The 20597-nt window shown below is 71.0% G+C and carries 19 protein-coding genes; 9 read left to right on the forward strand and 10 right to left on the reverse strand.

The annotated features are described in order from the left end of the window. Positions 1 to 3: 3 nt before the first annotated feature. Positions 4 to 804, reverse strand: coding sequence for an arylamine N-acetyltransferase family protein (locus OG386_RS40300; protein ID WP_328792284.1), 801 nt, complete (start codon positions 802 to 804; stop codon positions 4 to 6). A gap of 48 nt (positions 805 to 852) precedes the next feature. Continuing rightward, the gene (locus OG386_RS40305; RefSeq protein WP_328792285.1) at positions 853 to 2076 is read right to left on the reverse strand and encodes an MFS transporter; all 1224 of its coding nucleotides are present in this window, start codon (positions 2074 to 2076) and stop codon (positions 853 to 855) included. Between the two features lie 127 nt (positions 2077 to 2203). Here OG386_RS40305 and OG386_RS40310 point away from each other — a divergent pair, with 127 nt between their 5' ends. Next, entirely contained in the window at positions 2204 to 3139 is a 936-nt protein-coding gene (locus OG386_RS40310; RefSeq protein ID WP_328792286.1) for a LysR family transcriptional regulator, read from the forward strand. 25 nt (positions 3140 to 3164) lie between these two features. Here OG386_RS40310 and OG386_RS40315 read toward each other — a convergent pair whose 3' ends face one another. The 3 genes from OG386_RS40315 to OG386_RS40325 all read right to left on the reverse strand — a co-directional run bounded on the left by OG386_RS40315 (position 3165) and on the right by OG386_RS40325 (position 5853). Next, a complete protein-coding gene (locus OG386_RS40315) occupies positions 3165 to 3677 on the reverse strand; it encodes a hypothetical protein (protein ID WP_328792287.1) in 513 nt (170 codons plus the stop codon). 568 nt (positions 3678 to 4245) lie between these two features. Then, on the reverse strand, positions 4246 to 4719 hold the full coding sequence (coaD, locus tag OG386_RS40320; protein ID WP_328792288.1) for a pantetheine-phosphate adenylyltransferase: 474 nt from the start codon (positions 4717 to 4719) through the stop codon (positions 4246 to 4248). A gap of 189 nt (positions 4720 to 4908) precedes the next feature. Next, positions 4909 to 5853 (reverse strand): methionyl-tRNA formyltransferase, encoded by a 945-nt coding sequence (locus tag OG386_RS40325; RefSeq protein WP_328792289.1) that lies wholly within the window; start codon positions 5851 to 5853, stop codon positions 4909 to 4911. Positions 5854 to 6106: 253 nt separating this feature from the next. On the opposite strand from OG386_RS40325, the gene OG386_RS40330 reads away from it, so the two are divergent. Together OG386_RS40330 and OG386_RS40335 are read left to right on the forward strand one after the other, a co-directional pair. Next, positions 6107 to 7441, forward strand: a complete 1335-nt coding sequence (locus tag OG386_RS40330; RefSeq protein WP_328792290.1) for a lysine N(6)-hydroxylase/L-ornithine N(5)-oxygenase family protein — start codon at positions 6107 to 6109, stop codon at positions 7439 to 7441. A gap of 12 nt (positions 7442 to 7453) precedes the next feature. Continuing rightward, positions 7454 to 9037 carry an amidohydrolase gene (locus OG386_RS40335; RefSeq protein ID WP_328792291.1) on the forward strand — a complete coding sequence of 528 codons (1584 nt, stop codon included), beginning with the start codon at positions 7454 to 7456 and terminating at the stop codon, positions 9035 to 9037. On the opposite strand, the gene OG386_RS40340 is transcribed toward OG386_RS40335, so the two are convergent. Continuing rightward, the gene (locus OG386_RS40340) at positions 9018 to 10286 is read right to left on the reverse strand and encodes a YhgE/Pip domain-containing protein (protein WP_328792292.1); all 1269 of its coding nucleotides are present in this window, start codon (positions 10284 to 10286) and stop codon (positions 9018 to 9020) included. The two genes, OG386_RS40335 and OG386_RS40340, sit on opposite strands and share 20 nt — an antisense overlap. A gap of 640 nt (positions 10287 to 10926) precedes the next feature. Here OG386_RS40340 and OG386_RS40345 point away from each other — a divergent pair. Next, positions 10927 to 11427, forward strand: coding sequence for a MarR family winged helix-turn-helix transcriptional regulator (locus OG386_RS40345; RefSeq protein ID WP_328792293.1), 501 nt, complete (start codon positions 10927 to 10929; stop codon positions 11425 to 11427). Between the two features lie 39 nt (positions 11428 to 11466). Here OG386_RS40345 and OG386_RS40350 read toward each other — a convergent pair whose 3' ends face one another. Beyond that, complete coding sequence (locus tag OG386_RS40350) at positions 11467 to 12813, reverse strand: serine/threonine-protein kinase (RefSeq protein ID WP_405790589.1); 1347 nt, start codon at positions 12811 to 12813, stop codon at positions 11467 to 11469. Between the two features lie 253 nt (positions 12814 to 13066). Between OG386_RS40350 and OG386_RS40355 the strand changes: the two genes are divergently transcribed. The 3 genes from OG386_RS40355 (at position 13067) to OG386_RS40365 (ending at position 15976) form a co-directional block, all read left to right on the forward strand. Beyond that, the gene (locus OG386_RS40355; protein WP_328792294.1) at positions 13067 to 14995 is read left to right on the forward strand and encodes an FHA domain-containing protein; all 1929 of its coding nucleotides are present in this window, start codon (positions 13067 to 13069) and stop codon (positions 14993 to 14995) included. Positions 14996 to 15018: 23 nt separating this feature from the next. Then, positions 15019 to 15237 carry a hypothetical protein gene (locus tag OG386_RS40360; RefSeq protein WP_328792295.1) on the forward strand — a complete coding sequence of 73 codons (219 nt, stop codon included), beginning with the start codon at positions 15019 to 15021 and terminating at the stop codon, positions 15235 to 15237. Between the two features lie 145 nt (positions 15238 to 15382). Next, positions 15383 to 15976, forward strand: coding sequence for a hypothetical protein (locus tag OG386_RS40365; RefSeq protein WP_328792296.1), 594 nt, complete (start codon positions 15383 to 15385; stop codon positions 15974 to 15976). A gap of 57 nt (positions 15977 to 16033) precedes the next feature. On the opposite strand, the gene OG386_RS40370 is transcribed toward OG386_RS40365, so the two are convergent. After that, complete coding sequence (locus OG386_RS40370) at positions 16034 to 16570, reverse strand: hypothetical protein (protein WP_328792297.1); 537 nt, start codon at positions 16568 to 16570, stop codon at positions 16034 to 16036. A 206-nt stretch (positions 16571 to 16776) separates the two neighbouring features. Between OG386_RS40370 and OG386_RS40375 the strand changes: the two genes are divergently transcribed. Beyond that, positions 16777 to 18267, forward strand: a complete 1491-nt coding sequence (locus tag OG386_RS40375; protein WP_328792298.1) for a hypothetical protein — start codon at positions 16777 to 16779, stop codon at positions 18265 to 18267. Between the two features lie 425 nt (positions 18268 to 18692). Then, entirely contained in the window at positions 18693 to 19118 is a 426-nt protein-coding gene (locus OG386_RS40380; protein WP_328792299.1) for an SSI family serine proteinase inhibitor, read from the forward strand. A 58-nt stretch (positions 19119 to 19176) separates the two neighbouring features. Here OG386_RS40380 and OG386_RS40385 read toward each other — a convergent pair whose 3' ends face one another. Beyond that, positions 19177 to 19608, reverse strand: coding sequence for a TspO/MBR family protein (locus tag OG386_RS40385; RefSeq protein WP_328792300.1), 432 nt, complete (start codon positions 19606 to 19608; stop codon positions 19177 to 19179). A 378-nt stretch (positions 19609 to 19986) separates the two neighbouring features. Continuing rightward, positions 19987 to 20412, reverse strand: a complete 426-nt coding sequence (locus OG386_RS40390; RefSeq protein WP_266601036.1) for a hypothetical protein — start codon at positions 20410 to 20412, stop codon at positions 19987 to 19989. Positions 20413 to 20597: the final 185 nt, after the last annotated feature.

Raw genomic sequence — 20597 nt, forward strand, 5'->3', positions numbered from 1 at the left:
CCCTCAGGGGCGGGGGTGCAGGGGGACCGGGACGCGGGGCAGGTCGATGCCGAAGTGGGTGCGGTAGGCAGCCAGGACCTCGGCGTCGTCGGCCAGGGTCCGCTCGGTCCGTTCCCCGTCGGCCGTGACCGTCAGTACGCGGTCGCTGAGGGTGGTCCGGCCGGTCTCCGTCAGCAGCGAGCACACGGGCTTGCGGGTGAAACCGGACGCGGGCGAGGTGCTGTGCCACCAGGCGCCGGTCACGAAGTCGGACAGGACCCGGGGGCGCGTTTCCAGCCGGTACTGGGGCACGCCGTTCTGAAGGACGTCGAGATCCCCCTCCGGGCCACCGGTCAGCACGATCCGGAACACGCCGCCCGGGTCGGTCTGCTCCCCGCGCTCGTCGAAGGCCAGCGGGAAGTGGCTGTGGTCGCCGAAGCCCACGTCCACCAGCCACGGGCGGCCGTCCTCGCACTCCACGCGCAGCGCCATGTGGTCGTAGGGCACGCCCTGCCCGCCGTCGGCCGAGTGCACCCGGGCCTGCAGCAGCTCCACCCGGTAGCCCAGGGAGTGCAGCAGCAGCGCGAACGCACCGTTCAGTTCGTAACAGAATCCGCCGCGGCCGCCGTGCAGCAGCTTGTCGAGCAGTGCCTCCCCCTCCAGCACGATCTCCTGTCCCAGGTGGATGGACAGGCTCTCGAAGGGGACGGTCCGCAGGTGCCGCAGGTGCAGGTCGCGCAGGGCGGCCGCACTCGCCGCCCCGGGCCGCTCCGCCCCGATCCGCCGCAGGTACGCGTCAACGCGTGACGCGGGAAGCTCTTCCATCCCGGCAGTCTCGCAACCTGTCTCCGCCCCTGCCATACGCGGTTGGACCTAGGTCCGACCGTCAGCTGTTTCACGAGTGGCTGCCGGAAGCAGGAGCGGGGTGGTCAGGACGAGCAGTCCCGCGGCCGTGAGGGCGGTGCGCGGGCCGGTGACGTCGGCGAGGAGACCGGCGAGCGCGGTGAGGACGGCGACGGACGCCTGCTGGCCGATCGACCAGGCCGACAGGGTGCGGGCGACGAGATGCGCGGGGGTGTGTTCGAGCCGGTAGGTGGCGAGCACCGGGGTGTACAGGCTCATGTTGATGACGATCGCCAGCTGGACCGCCATCACGGTGAGGAGGCCGACGACGCCGGGGCGGACGAAGACCAGGCCGATCAGCCAGACGGCCCGCAGGGCGCCGACGGTCCGGATGACCCGGTGCCGGCCGTGGCGGGCCACGGTACGGCCGGCCAGCCGCGACCCGATGAGTCCGCCGATGCAGGGAGCGGCGAAGGCGAGGGCGTACTGCCAGGGCGGGAAGCCGAGCCGGCGCAGCAGGAGCACGGCCAGCAGCGGCTCCGTGGCCATGATCAGGCCGGAGACGAGCATGTTGTTGAGGTAGAGCGCCCGCAGACCGGGATGGCCCATGATGTGCCGCCAGCCGTCGAGCAGCCCGCCCGCCCGGACCGTGCCCTTGCCGGTGGGGTGCGGCGCCCCTTCCCGGCCTCGGATCGAGGTGAGGCACAGCGCGGAGAACAGGTAGCTGAGCGCATCGGCCACCACGGTGGTGACCGGCCCGAACAGGCCGATCGCCGCCCCGCCCAGCGGCGGCCCGACCGCGAGGGAGCTCCAGTTCGTGGACTCGAAGCGTGCGTTGGCCACGAGCAGGTCGTCCGGCGGGACGAGGGCCTTGAGGTAGGCGCCGCCGGCCGCGCCGAAAGCGATCTTGGCCGCCGCGACCACGGCCGAGACCACGAGCAGTTGGACGAAGCCCAGCCGTCCGAGGAAGTAGGCGACCGGGACCGTCGCCATGACCGCGAACCGCGTCAGGTCCATCGCGATCATGACCGGACGCTTGTGCCGGAACTCCACCCACGGCGCGAGCGGCACCGCGATCAACGCGCCCACCGCGGGCCCCACCGCGGACAGCGCGGACACCTCGGCGGGACCGGCGTGCAACGCCAGCACGGCGATCAGCGGCAATGCGCCGAACCCCAGTCCGGACCCGTAGGCGCTCACCGCATACGCCGTCCACAGCCAGCCGAACCGCCGGCCCAACCGTCTCCTGCCCACCCCGCTCAGCTCCCCACCGAACAAACCGACGTTGACCGGGAGAGCTAACCGAGCAGCACAGCAGCAGGTCAAACAACTGCACGGCCAGCTGTCCACAACCATCCGTTGTTCACTAAGGTGGATCGACGTGGATCTCGAAGCAGTACGCACCTTCGTCGCCGTTGCGGAAGCGGGCCAGTTCCAGAAGGCCGCCGTCGACCTGTCGATCACCCAGCAGGCCGTCTCCAAACGCATCGCCGCACTGGAACGCAGCCTCGGCGTGCGGCTGTTCACCCGCGCGCCCCGTGGCGTCGAGCCGACCATCGACGGTCAGGCGTTCCTGCCCCATGCGCGGGAGCTGCTGCGCGTCGCCGAGCGTGCGGTCACGTCCGTACGCCCCGGCCGCCGTCCGCTACGCGTCGACGTGATCGCTTCGCGCGGCGCGCAGGCGGGCCTGATGCGCGGCTTCCACCGCGCGTACCCGGAGGTCGACCTCGACGTGGTGATGCTGTTCGAGATCGAGACGGCCCTCGCCGCGATCCGGTCCGGTGCGATCGACGCGTCGTTCCGCGCCGTCGCCGCCCCCGGCCGGCCCCTTCCCGAGGACATCGAGTCCGTCCGGGTGCTCGACGAGCCGCTCCAGCTCCTCACCGGCCCCGCCCATGCGTTGGCCGGCGCCCGGTCGGTGACCGTCGCCCAGCTCGCCGGGCACCGGATCTGGATGCCCGGCATCGTCCCCGGCACCGAGTGGGGCGCCTACTACGACGACCTCGTCGCCGAGTTCGGCCTCACCATCGAGGCGACCGGCCCCAACTTCGGCTCCGACGCGCTCCTGGACACCATCGCCGACACCCCGGCCCTGGCCACCTTCATGGGCGAGCACACCCGCCTCATCTGGCCCGCCGACCACGGCCTGCGCCGCATCCCGGTGACCGACCCGACGCCCGTCTACCCGCACTCGCTCCTGTGGCACCGCGACAACCCCCACCCGGCCCTGGTCACCCTCCGCGCCCATCTGGCCGCCACGGCGGCCGGCCGCGCCGCCGCCGGGACCTGGGCGCCGGGCTGGGTCATTCCGCGCTGAACGACCCCGCCCAGCGCGGCGATGCTCAGGGGAGTGCGCTGGTCACGCCGTCGACGACCATCATCCACAGGGGCTGGGCACCCGTGCCGAAGGCCGAGGCCAGGGCGTAGCCGATCGCCGCGTCCGCCGGCCGGACCTCGCGGTCCTCCCGCCATTCGGCGATGACCGTCTCGTCGCCGTCCGAGGAGAAGTCGCCCAGGTGCACGCCGTCGCGGGTCAGGCGGCTGCTGGGGACGGAGTCCGGGACCAGGCGGTATTCCGCTCCGTCGTACGTCACGTCCACCCGGTACGAGTGCCTGCTCAGGCGGCCCTTCGCCGGCAGCAGCACGACCACCGCGCCGTCGACCCGCATGGTGAGGTGTGCCGGTTCACGGGTGCCGATGGCGATCTGCGGGTCCGCCTCGGCCGCCGGGTCGCGCTCCAGGCTCACGCGGGGGATCGCCTCGCCGTCGACCTCAAGGCGGTCCTGGCCGTCCTGGCGGACGGTGATCGCGCCGAAGAGGACGTCTTCGATGGGGGCTCGGTCTGTCTCGTTCACAGGTGTGCGTCGCTTCGGTGTGTGGGGTGTGGCGTGTGCGGTGAACCGGTGGAAGGCATAAGGGACTTTCCGTATCACCTTACCGGTACTGATCATGGTGCGGGCCGGAGGTGATCGACGGCTGCCCGGCGGGTACCGGTCTGGTCCTGTGGGTCTGATCCTCAGAAGACACCGATGAAGCGGTGCCACCAGCGCAGACCAGGGCCAGTGAGCCGAACTTACTCACGCAGACGACGATTCGGGTTCCGCATGCAGTCGCGTCCCCGGGTACGACGACGCGTCCGTACTCGCTGGAGTCCTGAGCGTCTTGCTCGGCCGGGCAGCGAGCTGCGAAGTCACTCTCGAGACGGGTCACCAGACGACCGAAGAGTGCTGCGGTCTCACCGCGGTCGTAGTGCCGCGGCCACTCCAGCCGCTCCGGATCATCGAGCTCGCTCAGCAACGCCAGCAGATCCGCTTCGCTCCCGATCATGGTCGGGTTAACCCTTCATCGAATGATGGAATAGATGCAAGAAAGCGGGATCCCAAGTGTGAGGATCGGGTACCGCCGGATGGCCAGAGGGGCCATTTACGCGGCAGCGTTCGCCTTCATCCTGCTCAGGACCGACGGCGCGATGAGGTGGGACGCGTCACCGCCCGAGTCCATGACCTCCTTGACGAGGGTGGACGAGAAATTGTACTGATGACTCGTCATCATGAATACGGTCTCCACGCCGGCGAGACCGTAATTCATCTGGGCCAGCTGCATCTCACCCTCGAAGTCCCTGACCGTTCGTAGTCCCCGGACGACCGTCGTGGACTTCTCCCTGCGGCAGTAGTCCACGAGCAGGCCGCTGGACGATTCCACACGCACGTTGTCCAGGTCCGCGGTCACTTCGCGGAGCATGTCCACGCGTTCTTCGACGGTGAAGCGGTACTTCTTGTTTATGTTGACCATAACGCCGACCACTACTTGGTCATATATGGCGCCGATGCGCCTAATGACGTCAAGGTGTCCATTTGTAACCGGGTCGAAAGAGCCTGGGTATATTACGCGCGTCATGGTGGGGATGTTATCGAACGAACGTGGGCACTCCCACCCTGTACCAACACGCCTTCCCGCAGGAGACGGATGGAGCGGCGGACGCACGTCCGTACGCGGCGGTGCACGACCAGGTCGCTCGAGACGCAGCGTGTTCACCGGTACGTCCCCCTCCCCGGGGAGGGGGACGTACCGGGTCGACCTCGAGGGTCAGTGACTGGTCAGGTATCCGCCCATGGTCGTGAAGTAGTCGGTGGCGGGCATCTCTTCGCCCTCCTCGGTCCGCACCCGGGTGATGGCGAGGCCGTGGTTGCGGCCGGTGCGGGCGTCGGCTCCGGACACGATCACGACGCCTTCGCCCTCGCGGTAGAACACGCGGCCGGGCGTGCCCCCGTAGCGGCCCTCGGAGACGACGGCGGCCAGCACTTCCAGACGCTTGCCGCGGTGGAAGGTGAAGGCTGCCGGATAGGGGGCCGACTGGGCGCGGACGAGGCGCTGGAGGTCCTCGGCCGGCCAGTTCCAGTCGATGCGGATGTCCTCGGCCGACCGCTTGTGGAAGAAGCTGGCCTGTGACCGGTCCTGGCGGGTGAAGTCGGTCTCGCCGGCGGCGATCCGGCCGAGCGCGCCCACGGTGACCGGCGCGATCAGGTCGACCGTCTTGTGGAACAGGTCGGTGGCGGTGTCCGTCGGGCCGACCGGTACGGCGCGCTGGACCACGATGTCGCCGGCGTCGAGCTCGTCGTTCATCAGGTGGGCGGTGACGCCCACTTCGGGCTCGTTGTTGATCAGCGCCCAGATCAGCGGGGAGAAGCCGGCGTACTTGGGCAGCAGGGAGTCGTGCACGTTGAGGGTGCCGTGGCGGGGCAGGTTGAAGATGCGCGGGGGGATCCACGTGCGCCAGTTGTTCGCCACGATGATGTCCGGTTCCGCCTCCCTCAGCCGGGTGAACAGTTCCTCGTCGTCGGGGCGGTTGCGGATGAGCACCGGGACGCCGTGGTCGTTGGCGAGGTCGGCGACCGAGTCGCTCCAGATCTTCTCGTACGCGTGCTCGCTCTTCGGGTGCGTCACGACCAGAACGACATCGTGTTCGGACTCCAGCAGGGCCTGCAGGGTGCGGTGCCCCCACGTCTGATAGCCGAACATGACGACCCGCATGGGGTTCCTCCTTGGAGCGGCGACAGATTTCACAACGAGTAAAGCAAGCCTTACCTAACTGTGCAACATCCCTTGTTTTGAAGAGAGTTCAGCTCGCCGTCGATGAAGGCTCGATCTGATTTGCCCATCGACAGCACCACGTTGTCAGGTTAGCCTTCCCTAAGTTCTCCTCGGGCTCTGCTCCTTCGGCGTGCCCTGCCCCCGGTTCCCCCACGCACGGCAATCGGCTGCCCCCCGCACGATTGGGAGTGACATGTCACAGGATCTGTCCGATGATGCGCCACTGATCCACGACCTCATCGGCATCGGCTTCGGCCCCTCGAACGTGGCCATGGCGATCGCGCTCAGCGAACACAACGCCGGTGTCGGACCGCAGGAGGCGGTCACCGCCCACTTCTTCGAGCAGCAGCCCCGCTTCGGCTGGCACCGCGGCATGCTCATCGACGACGCCACGATGCAGGTGTCCTTCCTCAAGGACCTGGTGACACTGCGCAATCCGGCGAGCGAGTACAGCTTCCTCTGCTACCTCCAGAGCAGGGGCCGCCTGATCGACTTCGTCAACCACAAGAGCCTGTTCCCCCTGCGCGTGGAGTTCCACGACTACTTCGAGTGGGCAGCGGCCAAGGTCGACGACATGGTCTCCTACGGGTCCGAGGTCGTCGCCGTACGTCCCGTCCTGCGCGACGGGGCGATCGAGTACGTGGACGTGACCGCCCGCTCCGGCTCCGAGCTCGTGGTCCACCGGGCGCGCAACCTGGTGATCGGCACCGGCCTGCGGCCGCAGTTGCCGGAAGGCGTGGACCGCACCGAGCGGATCTGGCACACCTCGGAACTGCTCACGCGGGTCGCCGCGTTGGGGGGCGCGGACCCCTCCCGGTTCGTCGTCGTCGGCGCCGGCCAGAGCGCCGCGGAGAACGTGGCCTTCCTGCACCGCACCTTCCCCCGGGCCGAGGTGTGCGCCGTCTTCTCCCGCTACGGCTACAGCCCCGCCGACGACAGCGGCTTCGCCAACCGGATCTTCGACCCTTCGGCGGTCGACGAGTACTTCACCGCCCCCGAGGAGATCAAGCGCAAGCTGATCGAGTACCACGCCAACACCAACTACTCCGTGGTGGACATCGACCTCATCGACGACCTCTACCGGCAGGAGTACCAGGAGAAGGTCCTCGGCACCGAGCGGCTGCGCTTCCTGAAGGTGTCACGGCTCGCGGACGTCACCGAGACCCCCGACCACGTGCGCGTCACCGTCGAGTCGCTGGTCACGGGGGAGAAGGAGGCCCTGGCGGCCGACGCGCTGGTCTACGCGACCGGATACCGCTCGGCGGACGGCCTCGGACTGCTCGGGGACGTCGAGAAGTACTGCCGGCGCGACGGACTCGGCCGCGTCCGCGTGGCACGCGACTACCGTGTCGAGAGCGAGCCCGAACTGCGCTGCGGCATCTACCTCCAGGGAGGAACGGAGCACACGCACGGCATCACGTCCTCCCTGCTGTCGAACACCGCCGTCAGGGTCGGCGAGATCCTCCAGTCCATCGTCGCCCACGGCCGCGTCCCGGTACCGGCCTCCCGTACGGCGCCCACCCCCTGAGGACCAGCACCCATGCTCTGCACCAGGCTGACGAACGCCACCTTCCTCACCATGGACCCCGACCACCCCGTCGCCCACGACCTGGGCATCTGGCACGGCCGGATCGTCGGCCTGGACGAGGCCGTCACCTCGCTGCCCGCCCGTGAGGTCGTCGACCTCCAAGGCGCCACCGTGCTGCCCGGATTCATCGACTCCCACGTGCACCTGGCCTGGACCGGGCTCAAGGCGACCACCCCCAGCGTGGCGCCCTGCGAACGCGTCGACGACGTGCTCGCCGTCGTCGCGGAGGCGGTCGCCCGGAAACCGCGCGGCGCATGGGTGGACGTCGGGGGCTACGACCAGCGGGCCCTCGGCCGCCACCTCACCGCCGCCGAACTCGACAAGGTCAGCGACGGCCGCAAGGTGTTCATGCTGCACGACTCGGGACACGGCTGCGTCGTCAACACCACCGTCCTCGACCTGCTCCCCGGCGAACTCGCCCACGGCGAGGGCTTCCTCGCCGAGAGCGCCATGACCGCCGCCCGCCGGCTGCGCCTGCCCTACGCGCAGGAGGAGATCGCCGACGCCATCGAGCACGCCGGCCGCACCTGCCTCGCCGAAGGCGTCACCGCTTGCGCCGAGGCGGGCATCGGCGGCGGCCTGCTCGGCCACAGCCCGGTCGAGCTCGGCGCCTACCAACTCCTGCGCGACCAGGGGCGGCTGCCGCTGCGGGTCCAGCTCATGGCGGCCGCCGACACCCTGCGGCCCGTGGCCGCGCACGCCTCGGACGGGATCCCCCGCGCGCTCGGCCTCGGCCTGCGCACCGGCTTCGGCGACGACTGGCTCTCCCTCGGCGCGCTCAAGGTCTACACCGACGGCGGGATGATGGCCCGTACGGCCGCACTCACCCGCCCCTACGAAGGGAGCGACCACACGGGGGAGTTCCAGGACGACCCCGAGCGGATCGCCGACACCATCGTCGACGGTCACCTGGCCGGCTGGCAGCTCGCCGTGCACGCCATCGGGGACCGCGCCGCCGACCTGGCCCTGGACGCCATCGAACGCGCCCAACGGCTGCGGCCCCGCCCCACCGCCCGGCACCGCATCGAACATGCCGGCCTGGTCCGGCCCGACCAGCTGGCGCGCTTCGCCCGCCTCGGCGTGAGCGCAGTGGTCCAGCCGCACTTCCTGCGCTCCTTCGGCGACGACTACGCGGCCGTGCTGGGCCCGGACCGGGCTCCCTGGATGTACCGGGGCCGGGGTTTCCTGGACCACGGAGTCACCCTGGTGGGCAGCTCCGACCGCCCCGTCACCGACGGGTCGCCGTTGCGGGCCGTCCAGTTCATGGTGGAACGGGCCTCCGCCTCCGGGGCCCTCATCGGTCCCGACGAGGGCATCACCGTGGACGAGGCCCTGCACGCCTACACCGTGGCGGGCGCCTACGCCTCCCACTGGGACGACAGCGCGGGCACCCTCGCCCCGGGTCGGCGCGCGGACCTGGCCGTACTGGGCGACGACCCGAGGCGGGTCGAGCCCTCGCGGATCGGAGCCATCGAGGTCGTCGCCACGTACGTCGACGGCAGGCCCGCCCGAGGCGTCAGGCGGGCTGCGGCGTGAGCCGCTTGAGGCCCTTGCGGTCGTAGTAGGCGGTCATGGCGAAACCGAACAGGAGGGCCAGTACGGTGCCGACCGCGATCATGATCCAGGAGCGGCTGAGCCCCGCGTCGCCGCGGGCGTCGAAGTACAGGATCGCGCGCACGCCGTCGCTGAGCTGACGCATCGGTTCGAAGTGGGAGAGGAAGCGGTAGAAGCCGGGGACCGCCTGCAGCGGGACGGTCGCACCCGACGACGGCAGACCCAGCACGATGAACACGAACATCGACACGAGCTGGCCGATCCCGCCGAAGGCGGCGTTGATGGCCTGCACGCCCAGGCCGACGGCGAGGGCCGCGCAGTAGGAGTAGATCCACAGGAGGGGCAGGTGGGAGGCGTCCATCCCCAGGATGCCGATGCAGGCCAGCATCACCAGGGAAACGCTGACCAGCGTGATGCCCGCGGTCATCAGCATCTTGAGGAGCAGCGTCTGGGTGCGGTCGATCGGCACCGTCGGGCGGCGGGTGTGCCAGGGGCCGATCTCGTTGTCGGCGTAGCCGAGGGCGGTGTCGACGCCGTTGCTGATGACGTTGCCGCCCATGAACCCGGCCAGCACCAGCAACAGGGTGTAGTAGAAGGCCGTCAGACCGAGGCCGCTGTGCGCGCCGATCGGGTGGCCGACCCGGGTGACGACGTCGATCGGATCGGCCAGCAGCAGCTTCGCGGTGGCGCTCGCCCGGCCGCCGGCCGCGGCCGTGAGCTGTTCGCCGACGGCGCCGGACGCGCGGTGGGCGGCCTGCGTCGTGATCTGGCTCGCCAACGAGGACCCGAGGCTGCCCTTGCCGGGGTTGGTGAGCACCGTGATGGTCGGCCGCTTCGTGGCGCCGGACGTGGGGAGCGCCGTGACGGAGTCCGTGAAGCCGGCCGGGACCACCAGCGCGCCGTAGACCTGACCGGAGTCGAGCTGGTCCTGGGCCTGGGCGAGGCTCAGTTCCCGCCAGTCCGCCTTGCCGCCCGCGGGGTCCGAGGCGATGGCGGCGGTGATCTGCGTACCCAGGTTCTGCTGCTGCCCCGGCGGCGGCTGGCCCGTGTCCTCGTTGACCAGGGCGATGGGCAGGTCGCGCAGTTCGGCGTTGGGATTGACGATGCCGCCCATGTAGAGCAGCGACAGCAGCAGGGCGAGCAGCCCCGTCAGGATCGTGGGGACCAGCCACAGCTGGGGGCGGCGGACCAGGGCCGCGGCAGTGGCTTCGGGGGCGACGGTCGGGGACATCGGTCTCCGTAGCTTCCCGGCGGGCCGGGATCGAGGGGCGGGGGCAGCGGCGGGGCCGCACGGCACCCTCAGGATGGTCTCCGCACCGGGGAAGGCCGCCGTACCCCTCGCGCTCCGGCGGCGAACCCGCTTACGGGACCACCGGAACGGCCCACCCCGGCATTGGGCCACCAGGTCCAGCGGAAGCCGGCGGCCGCGCGTTCCGGCGCCGGGACGAACCGGTGGACCGAGCCGTCCGGGGCGGGGGCGACCGGCGTCTCGCCGAGGAGCGTGCCGTCACGGTGGTGGTCCCAGGTCGCCCACCGGACGCGGGCCGGTCGCGGCGCCTCCTACTCCAGCGGGGCCGGGAACTCCGGGGGTCGGCGACGACCGCGACGACGGCACGGCCCCCACGTCCTACGAGACGGCCGCGTTCGCCCCGCCCTAGCGGCGACTCGGCGCTCGGGAGACCCCTGCCGTCCCGGACCTCCCCCCGTCCAAGGGGACGCACCGCATCGACGTGTTGGCTGAGGGGACTTGGGGCGCACTCGCCACCACCTCCGGCTTCCGGGACGTCGCCACCTGGCCGGCTCCTACGACCGGGGCCGGAGCCGGTGGCCGCCGGTGAAGACGGCGCCCGGGGGTGTGTAGCGTCGTGAACATGAAACCGCTGACCGGTACGACCACCACCGACCAGGCGCCGGCCGATCCGGCCGCCACCGACGAGATGCTGGCCACCCAGCCCATCGGGTACTGGAGCGGCCTGGCCCACACGGCGGTCACCCGGCAGTTGCGGGACGCCATGGCCAGGATCGACGTGACCCAGCCGCAGTACTGGGTGCTCAACCGGGTGAACAGTGGACTTCCCGCGCCCGGCCGTGAGGAAGTGGTCGCCCAGTTGACACCGCTCGCGGAAGGACCGCACGAGATCGCCCGGGTCGTGGACCAGCTGCTCCACCGTGGCTGGCTCGCGACCGACGACAGGCAGCTCCTCCACCTCACCGAGGCCGGGGAGACCGCCCGGGCGCGACTGCGGCAGCTGGTGACCGAGCAGCGCGCCGTGATTCACCGGGGCATCGGAGACGAGGAGTACGTGGCCGCCCTCAAGGTGCTGCGCAGGATGATCGCCAACGTCGAGGCGGCCGAGACCCAGGCAACGTGACGGTCCCGAACGCCGGCGCCGGCCGGGCCCGTGCGGGATTCAGCTGGTGCAGGTGATCCTGAAGGGGACCGGGTTCGAGGTGGTGCGGACGGGGCTCTGGAGTTCCACGGCCATGCCGGTCGCCAGGGTGCCGCTCTTCGCATAGGTCGTCAGGCTCACGGTGTCGCGTCCCGTCGGGTCGGTCTTCTCCCCGATCGACAGGGTGCGCCAGTGCGGATCCACCACCGAGCCGTCGCCGGACACCCAGCGGTAGGAGATCAGCGTCGGCTCGGACGCGGTGAACGTCGCGGTGAACGACGGGGCCCGGCCCTCGGGGATCGGGCATTTGCCGGTGTAGGCCGTGTTCGAGCCCGCCACCGACACCTGTACGCCCGAACCGGGAGCGGTGTTCCAGTCGTTGCTGGCGAGTGCGTAGGCGATCCCGCCGCCGATCAGTACGCAGGCGGCCGTGCCGGCCGCGACGAAGGCCGCCGTACGGCGCTTGCGGGGCGGGGCGGTGACCGTGGAGGTCTCGGCGGGCGCCTCGGCCGCGGCCCCTTCCGCAGGGGTCGGCAGGACGCGGGCCGCGGCGGCGGTCGTGGCGTCCGGTACGTGGGCGATGCCCCGTAGGGCCTCGGCGGCTTCGGCGGCCGGGGTCCGCTGCTCGGGCTCCTTGCGGAGCAGTCCGGCGATCACCGGGGCGAGCGGCCCGGCGCGCGTCGTTGCCGGCGGTTCCTCCTCCACGACGGACCGCAGGGTGTTCAGCGCGCTGTCCTGCCGGAACGGGGAGACCCCCTCGACGGCGGCGTACAGCATCACGCCGAGGGACCACAGGTCCGACTCGGGGCCCGAGGGGCGACCCAGCGCGCGCTCCGGCGGCAGGTACTCGGGGGAGCCGACCACTTCGCCGGTCATGGTGAGATGGGTGCTGCCCTCGACCATCGCGATCCCGAAGTCGCTGAGCACCACCCGTCCGTCGTCGGCGAGCAGCACGTTCGCCGGCTTGACGTCCCGGTGCTCCACCCCGACGGCATGGGCGGCGCGCAGCGCGCCCAGTACCTCCGCGCCGATGTGCGCGGCGTACCGAGGGGTGAGCGACCCCTCGGCCCGCAACAGATCGGCCAACGACTGCCCGCGGATCAGCTCCATCACGATCCAGGGCCGGTCGTCCTCCATGACCACGTCGTGGACCGTGACCACATTCCGGTCGGGTATCCGGGCCGCCGCCCACGCCTCCCGCTGCAGCCGGCCGTACATGCGGGCGATGTCATCGCTCCCGAGACCGGCCGGGGCCCGCACCTCCTTGACGGCGACCTCCCGGTACAGGGTCTCGTCGAGGGCCCGCCACACGGTGCCCATACCGCCTTCGCCCAGCCTGGACAACAGCCGGTAACGGCCCGCGATCAGCGGTTCCCCGCCCACCGGACCCGTTGCCGGGGTGGTGGCCGCGAGCGCGGTCTCCGTCACGGTCTCGGTTTCCTCGTCGTACATGGGGGTGGTTCTCCTCTTATCGCCGGCCGACGCGAGCATCACGTACCGACCGGGCCCCCGGTTCAGCAGGACTCAAAAGATTCCAAGAAATGGTTGAACCGAACACGTTCTCGACGGCGTGTTCTTGTCGTACGAGTCAGCAGCAGTGTCGTTTTCCAAGGGGTGTGCAGTGCCATCGGTCATCGTCGGGCGCACGGGTCCGTTCACCGGGCAGAGCGTGGTTCTGGGCAGCGAGCCCCTCAGCTTCGGGCGCAAGAACGACAACGGCGTCGTGATCGTGAGTCCCAGCGCCTCCCGGCTGCACGCCGAGATCCTCACGGAGGCGCCGGGGTTCGTCCTCTACGACCGGGACAGCCGGAACGGCACGTTCGTCAACGACCAGCGCGTCACCCGGCACGTGCTGCGCCCGAACGACTGCATCCGGATCGGTGACGAAACGTTCCTCTATGAGGCGCAGGACGCCATGGAAACGGTCATGGACCTCTCCCTCCTGGACGTCCCCCGGATCGGTGCCGCGGACCCCGGCACGCTACGGGTCACCATCACCGGAGGCGGCCCGGTGGGCCTCGCCTTCGCCCTGGCGCTCGACGAGATGCTGCCCGGCAGGACCGCCATCACCCTCTACGACGGGCGCTGGACCAGAAGGGGCTCCGCGGTCGTCTGGAAGGACGAGACCCAGGGCAACTTCCGCCGCCAGCAGGTGGTGACCGTCCAGAGCCGGCAGTACCTCGCCCTGTCCGAAGAGGTCCTCGGCGCGCTGTTCGACGACGGCGGCTCCTATTCCGAGATGTGGCCCGTCGGCCCGGACTCGGTCGACGGCCGTCCGCCCCGCAACATCCGGATCGCCCACATCGAGGACCGACTGCTGGACCTGGCGAACCGGCGGACGGCGATCCGCCTCGTCCCCAGACGCTTCGACGTGACGGAACAGCAGAACCGGCTCACCCAGGAACACGTCCTCGTGATCTGCGAGGGCGGCCGCTCCCGCACCCGCGAGCACTACGCCGACCGCTTCGGCGCGGCCGACGCCTCGATCTACTCCCTCGACGGCGAACACCTTCAGGACGTCGTGCTGGGGCTGCGGGTCACGTCGAAGCTGCCCGACCCGATGAGCGTGCTGCTCACCGTGTCGCAGAACCGCTTCCTGCTCAACTCGCTGCGCGGCGAGGGCTTCCTGAACATGCGGCTCACCCGGGAGGAGGCCAAGAACGTCATCGGCATCGACCCGGTGCGCCACGTCTTCGAAGAGTGCATCGCCACCCGCCCCTGCCTGATGAGCCGGCAGGAGGAGGACAACGAGTTCCGCTGCCCCACCCACGGCACGCTCTTCCTGCCCGCCCTGCTGCGCAGCTCCCCGCTGTGGAAGGAGATCCGGCAGGGCCTGCGCCTGTTCGGCGTGGCCGAAGAGGACCTGTCGGCGATCACCTCGTTCCGGCTGGACATGGTGCAGCGTCCGCGGTTCACGGCGCAGCTGCACCGGCCGACCGCGACCAGCCCCGGCACCTTCGGCTTCCTGCTGGGCGACGCCGCCAACGCCATCCACTTCTGGCCGGGCCGCGGCCTCAACAGCGGCCTCGCCTCGGCCACTTCGCTGGCCCGTTCGCTCAGCCGCGCCTGGCAGGGCAAGCCGCTGCGGGACGTCGACTTCATCCGGCACGAGGCCGCCATGTCCATGCTCCAGTACCGGCACAAGAGCCGGGCCTGGAACGCCATGGTGACCACCGACGACCAGGGCGTCACCCGCGCCATCAAGGACATCATCGCGCGCAGCGCGGAGGCCGGCGGCGCCAGTACCCGTGCGGGGGCGAGTGCCGGGGCCGCGGACGGGAGCGACCTGGACGCACTGCTGGACCGGATGGCCGGTATCCGCGACCGGCTGGGATCCCGGCTGCCCGGCCTGCCCACGGACGGGGAACTCCGCTCCCACCTCGCCCCGATCGCCCCCGCGACCCTGCGCACCCTGCGGGAGAGCGGCGCCTGGGACACCCTGATCGTCGGCGGCGAGGAGGCCGACATCGACCTCTTCTACCAATCGGACTCCCCGGTCTTCGTACCCCGCCCGGCCGACCCGCGGAGCCTCCCCCTGACGAAGGTCTAGAGCCGGCGCGTTAGCCTCGGCGGATGACTCCTGAGCAGCCTCCGAAGGCCATCGCGCGGCACCGCGACGGGGAGATCCACGCCTACGCGGTGGTCCCCGGCGCCTTCGGGACGCTGGAGCCCGCCGCGGTCTTCCGGCCGCGCGCCGGCGACGAGGTCGCGGAGTCCGTGGTCCGGCCCCGATCTGGAGCGGGTCGTGTACGCGACGCCGAACGGAGTCGTCTGCCTCGCGCGCCCCGGTGACGTGGTGTGGGCGTCGTCCTTCGAGCCGCACTCCGACGTCCGCCACGGCCACCGGACCGGCGTTTCGCTGTCCCTGGACGGCCGCACGGTGTGGGTCTAGCGGCCGGACGTGATGGCGGGGCGCGGGCGCGCGGACCGGTGGGTCGTGTACGACGCCGACACCGGGGAGCTCCTCGCCGATCGGGAGTTGGAGACCGTCGGGCACGGCGGCTCCCACTGCGTGCACCCGGTGGACGGCAGCGTGTACCTCAGCATCGGCGAGGGTCAGGACGGGTCCGTCGTCCTCAGGGGTGTGACCGGCGCCGACGGCGTACCGCAGTGCGTGACGTACCCGTGGCCGGACCGCTGCCTCATCGACCTGGCGCCGGGCGGGCAGCAGTTCATGACCGTCGACCACGGGCAGGAGGACGTCGCCTTCCACCACCACCCCGGCGGGGAGGTGCTGTTCACCCTGTCCGTCGATGCCTTCGGGTACGACCCGCAGGACACCTTCGTGGAATGGAGCGGCGGTTACCTGACTCCGGACACGGCCGTGGTCACTTTGGGCGGTGAACGCCCGGACGCGGAGGAATGGTTCCGCCATCACCTCGTCGACGTGCGCACGGGCACGCTCGGCGGCGAGATCGCCCTCGGCGTGACCCACCCGTACGAGGGGGTCCCCCTGGGCGACGGCTCCTGGCTCGCCGAAGCCCCCGACGGCCGCCCCGCCCGCCGGTCCCGCACCGACGGGCGGTGGTGAGGGGAGGGGCCGTCCAGGGGCCGGAGGGGCGTCGGGCACGCGCGAAGACGGCGTCGGTCAGTCCTGGTTCGAGCGGGACAGGGCTTCGGTGACCATGCGGGTGGCGAAGTCGTGGTCTCCGGTCAGCCGGTTGATGTGCTCCGCGAGCAGCAGGGCCGTGGCTTCCAGGGAGTTCATCTCGTCGCCGGTCCAATCTCCGTACTGCTTGCGCCAGAGGTTGGGGCTGAGGCCGGTGGCGGCCGCGACGACCAGGCCGACCATGGTGGGGATGACCTCGGGGCGGACGCTCTTGGGCATCATGCGCAGCGAGGCCACGAAGCTGGGCACCACGTACTCGATGACGTCGCTGTCCTGCTCCTCGTGGGCCATCCGCAGCCACTGCACGAACATGTAGATGAGCGTGCACGCGCCGTCCACCAGGTCTTCGGCCTCCTCGGGGCCCAGTGACGCGGTGAACTGGTCGATCAGCTGCTGCTGTTCGGGGTCGGTCCCGGCCTTGCCGGAGTAGATGGCCTTGAGCCGTGAGTCGATCATCATGAGCGCCGCACCCACATCGCCGACGGCAGCGTGCTTGGAGTCACAGGGCGATGGCACAGGATTCCTCCTCGGGTGACCGTGTGCAACTCGTCGTGCTCGTACAGTAGCCCCCCGAGGGGAGGGCGGTCAGTGGAATCCCGTGCGTCCGCACGAGCCGGTGACATGCTCCGGTCCGGGGTGGAGAATCGGACGCACTGGGGTGGGGCCGAGGGGCGGGGGCGCTGATGGGTCGGGCACTGCGCGTGGGGATCGTGGTTCTGCCGGTGGGGTTCGTACTCTGGTACGCCTCCTACTACACCACCATCGCGGTCTGGGAGTTGCGCAAGCTCTTCGCCTGGTTCGCGCTGCCCCTGCTGGCCGCGGCGGCCACCGCGGTGGCCGCGCTGGTGGTCGGTTGGCTGCGGCGGCGTGCGGGGCACGGGGCGGGCGCCGGGAACGCGGCCGTCGCCCTCGGGTGCCTGGGCGCCGTCGTCGGGCTGGGCCTCACCATCGGCTGGCTGGTGTACGGCTCGTACCTGCAGGACCGTGCCTACATGGCCACCGCGCAGGTCGTGACCGAGCCCGTACCCGCTCTGGCGGCCCGGGTGCCGTACGTGGCCGGCAAGGCGCAGGCCGCCCCGCACCTCGGCGATGTCACCGGCGAGATCTCCGACATCACCTACCTGCCCGACTCGGACCGGTTCGCCACCTTGGTCGAGCGGCGCGGCTGGCTGGCCGGGTACGAGGTCGGCCTCGTGCAGGACGTCCCCCTCGGCGGCGAGAGCCGCAGCCAAGAGCGCTGCCCCTTCGACGTGTCCGAGGCGGACGCGCGGATCAGCGGCTGGTTCACCCACAACCTCGGCAGGAAGATCTCCGCCGAGAAGCGCTGGGTCCGGTTCGAGGCCGACGACGCCTACGTGACCTGCTCGCAGGGCACGCCGGTCGTGGTGGTCCCGCTCAAGCGGCAGACCGGGATCCTCGTGGTGACCGAGCGCCCGGCCGGTGTCGCGCTCTACGACGGGCGGACCGGGAAGCTCACCGTCACCACCGACACCTCCGCCGTTCCCGGCCCGTCCTATCCGATCAGCCTCGCGGCCCGCCAGCGGGAAGGAACGGCCGCGGTGGGCGGCTTCAGCGACTGGTGGTTCGAGCGCAGCGGGTGGGACGCCTCCGAGGACGGCGCCAACGAGGGCAACGAGTCCGAGTTCACCATGCGGTACGCCGCAGAAGCCGGGCGCAGCGCGTACGTCACTCCGCTCACCCCGCAGGGGGAGGCCAGTTCGGTCGTGGCCGTGTCGACGGTGCCCACCCGCCACCAGGGCGGCGGGCTCGCCCCGATGACCGTCCATCGCCTCGATCCGGCGTGGTCGTCCCCGAAGGCGCTCGTCGCCCTGATCAAGGCGGAGTACCGGGACGTCTGCTGCTACAACGACGACCAGGTGTTCGAGGTCGTGCCCACCGGGGGCGGAACGTGGACGGCCACCGTCGGCAGCGAGCAGAACGTCCGCTACCGGGTGGAGGGGAAGGGCCAGGTGGGCGGCCGTGAGGCGACCTGTCTGAAGGCCGCCGACGGCGGACTCATCCGGTGCGCCTACGCGGTGCCCGGATCGCCCGAGGAGCAGGAGCTCAAACGCCGGGAGCAGCAGAAACAGCAGCAGGAGGGCGCGAAGAACCCGGGGGACCCCGGCGACCTGACGGGCTACACGAACGAGCAGTTGGCCGAACTCCAGCGCCGCATGACCGAGGAGATCGGCCGCCGTCTGAAGGCCGGTTGACCGGACCGGTTGACCGGACCGGGTGACCGGAGCGGGCGCGCGGAAGCCGGCTCGCCGTCAGGCGGTTCACCCGGTAGCCGAACGGTCCGCGGACCGTCCGGGCCCGCGCGCGGGCTCGTCACCGCATCGATCCGGTCACCCTGGTGGGCCGTTCGGCGCACCGTGCGCGGCCGCCACCTGGGCCGCAGGTGCGGGAGGTCGCGTCACGCCGGTCGACGCACCGCGCTTCTGCGTGGCGCGGGCCTGCGGGCACCCGGCGGGAGCTGCGGGAACGTCCCTCGAGTCTCCGACATCCGAACGGACTGTCCGTAATTCGACCGCCCATGTGCGGAGGTCCTTCACGCCTGGCAGGCTCAGGCTCGCTTGAGCGCTACATGGAAGTTCTAGCGCCCCCAACAGCCTTCGATCCGAAAGTGGGCCTTGTCATGCGCCACCGCTTAGCCGCCGTCTCCGCCGCCACTCTCCTCTGCCTCGCCGGCACCGCGGGCCTGGCGGAGGCGAGCCCCGCGAGCCCGCACGGACCCTCCGCGATGGTCCTCACCGTCATGCAGGGGGACGACGTCGCCACGGGCACGGTCCTGCGGGCGGTGGTCCTCAGCTGTGGCTACACCGCCGAGGGCACGCACCCCGCCCCCCGGGCCGCGTGCGACGCCCTCAACGCCACCGAAGGCGAGCTCGACCGCCTGCTGGCCGCTCCGGATCCGGGCCGGGCGTGCTCGAGGCGCCAGGACCCCGTCACCATCACCGCGGACGGCGCATGGGGTGACGGCCGCGTCGCATGGAAGCACACCTTCCGCAATGCGTGCGTGATGTCCGCGACCCTGAACGGCAACGCCCTCTACGCGTTCTGACGCTCCCGCCTCCCGCCTCCCGGCTCCTGCCTCTCGCCTCTCGCCTTTCCGCCCCGGTCTACGGGTTGAGGTGCCAGATGGCCGCGTTGAGCGCCGTCGCGTAGGCCACCCACAGCAGGTACGGCAGGAGCAGCACGGCGGCGGCGCGGTGCAGGGGCCGGAAGCGGGCCGCCGTGACGCCGATGGCGACCAGGAGCAGGAGGATGTCGGCCAGGGCGAAGCCGTACCTGTGGACACCGAAGAACAGCGGTGTCCACAGGAGGTTCAGGAGGAGTTGGGCGGACCACCAGGTGAGGGCCCGCCGTACGCGCGGGCGGTCCGGACGGCGCCAGACCAGCCAGGCGGCGATTGCGATCGTGGCGTACAGCACGGTCCAGACCGGGCCGAAGACCCAGGCGGGCGGTGCCCACGACGGCAGCTCCAGCGAACGGTAGACCGTGCCCGCGTCGGCCGAGGCGAGGGCGCCGGCGAACGCGACGCCGTACGTCACGGCGAGGAACGCGACGAGAGACCGTCGGCTTCCGGTTCTGTGCGGTGGCGGTGCAGGTGTTGCGGACGATGTCACGTCCGGCCTCCCCGTGGTCTCGACGTCACCCGGCGCGGGGAGGGCCCGGAACCCGGGATCGACCGGCCGCCTCCCGTGCCCTCTCTTCCGCCCGCGCGCGGCTCCCGGATGCGGGCGGCGCCGATCGGATGCGGCGGGCGCGGCGCGGGGCCGGCGGCCACCTCGGGTGGCGGCCGGCCCCGGCGGGTCGGAGGTCGGGCACGGGGGGTCGGGGTGGGGCCGCCGTGCCAGGGACACCCCCGTCACGGGCGTACCGCTCTCTCCCTGGGCGCGGCGGGTGGCGGCCCGCCGGGGGTGCGCGGGTCAGTTCTGCCAGGGCGTCCAGCTGCCGCTGTTCAGGCGGTGGCGGGACCAGCGCTCACCGTCCATGCCGACGATCGAGATGGTCGGGTTCCAGGTGTTGTTGCCTTCGATGCGGACCCCACTGCGCACCGTCCCGCCCATGGAGGTCCAGTCGCTCCACGAGCCCCCGGCGTACTGCCAGCGGGTCCACACCGCGAAGTCGGTGCCGACGATGAAGACCTGACGGTTTCCGGCCGGGTACGTCATCCAGGCCTCGCCGTACTCGCAGATGTAGTCACCGCCGAGCCCGGACACGTGACAGAAGCCGGCAGCGGCGGCGGGCGCCGCCGCCTGCGCCGGGGCGGCGGTGACGCCGGCGAGGGCGGCCCCGGAGAGCGCGAGCGTGGTGACCGCGAGGGCGGAGCGGCGGAGGATGGCCAAGGTCATGTGGGTACTCCCCAATCGGGATGACGGAACGACTTGACGCCCCGAACACTTCCACCGGCCGCAAACGATGCTCTAACGGTCCGCTAACGCTCCGCCGATGCCGCATCGACCCCCTGTGCATTCGAGAGCGGAACATGCGTTCCATGTTTGGCCGAGGGCGTACTCATGTCGCCGGAACAATCCGA

Origin of the sequence: Streptomyces sp. NBC_00273, from assembly GCF_036178145.1 — a bacterium.
Classification (GTDB): Bacteria; Actinomycetota; Actinomycetes; order Streptomycetales; family Streptomycetaceae; genus Streptomyces.

Excerpts from the sequence above, each read along its gene's own strand:
- OG386_RS40380 (WP_328792299.1), top strand. The coding sequence starts at position 18,693 with ATGCGCCACCGCTTAGCCGCCGTCTCCGCCGCCACTCTCCTCTGCCTC.
- OG386_RS40335 (WP_328792291.1), top strand. The coding sequence starts at position 7,454 with ATGCTCTGCACCAGGCTGACGAACGCCACCTTCCTCACCATGGACCCC.
- OG386_RS40340 (WP_328792292.1), bottom strand. The coding sequence starts at position 10,286 with ATGTCCCCGACCGTCGCCCCCGAAGCCACTGCCGCGGCCCTGGTCCGC.
- OG386_RS40345 (WP_328792293.1), top strand. The coding sequence starts at position 10,927 with ATGAAACCGCTGACCGGTACGACCACCACCGACCAGGCGCCGGCCGAT.
- OG386_RS40325 (WP_328792289.1), bottom strand. The coding sequence starts at position 5,853 with ATGCGGGTCGTCATGTTCGGCTATCAGACGTGGGGGCACCGCACCCTG.
- coaD (WP_328792288.1), bottom strand. The coding sequence starts at position 4,719 with ATGACGCGCGTAATATACCCAGGCTCTTTCGACCCGGTTACAAATGGA.
- OG386_RS40360 (WP_328792295.1), top strand. The coding sequence starts at position 15,019 with ATGACTCCTGAGCAGCCTCCGAAGGCCATCGCGCGGCACCGCGACGGG.
- OG386_RS40330 (WP_328792290.1), top strand. The coding sequence starts at position 6,107 with ATGTCACAGGATCTGTCCGATGATGCGCCACTGATCCACGACCTCATC.
- OG386_RS40300 (WP_328792284.1), bottom strand. The coding sequence starts at position 804 with ATGGAAGAGCTTCCCGCGTCACGCGTTGACGCGTACCTGCGGCGGATC.
- OG386_RS40390 (WP_266601036.1), bottom strand. The coding sequence starts at position 20,412 with ATGACCTTGGCCATCCTCCGCCGCTCCGCCCTCGCGGTCACCACGCTC.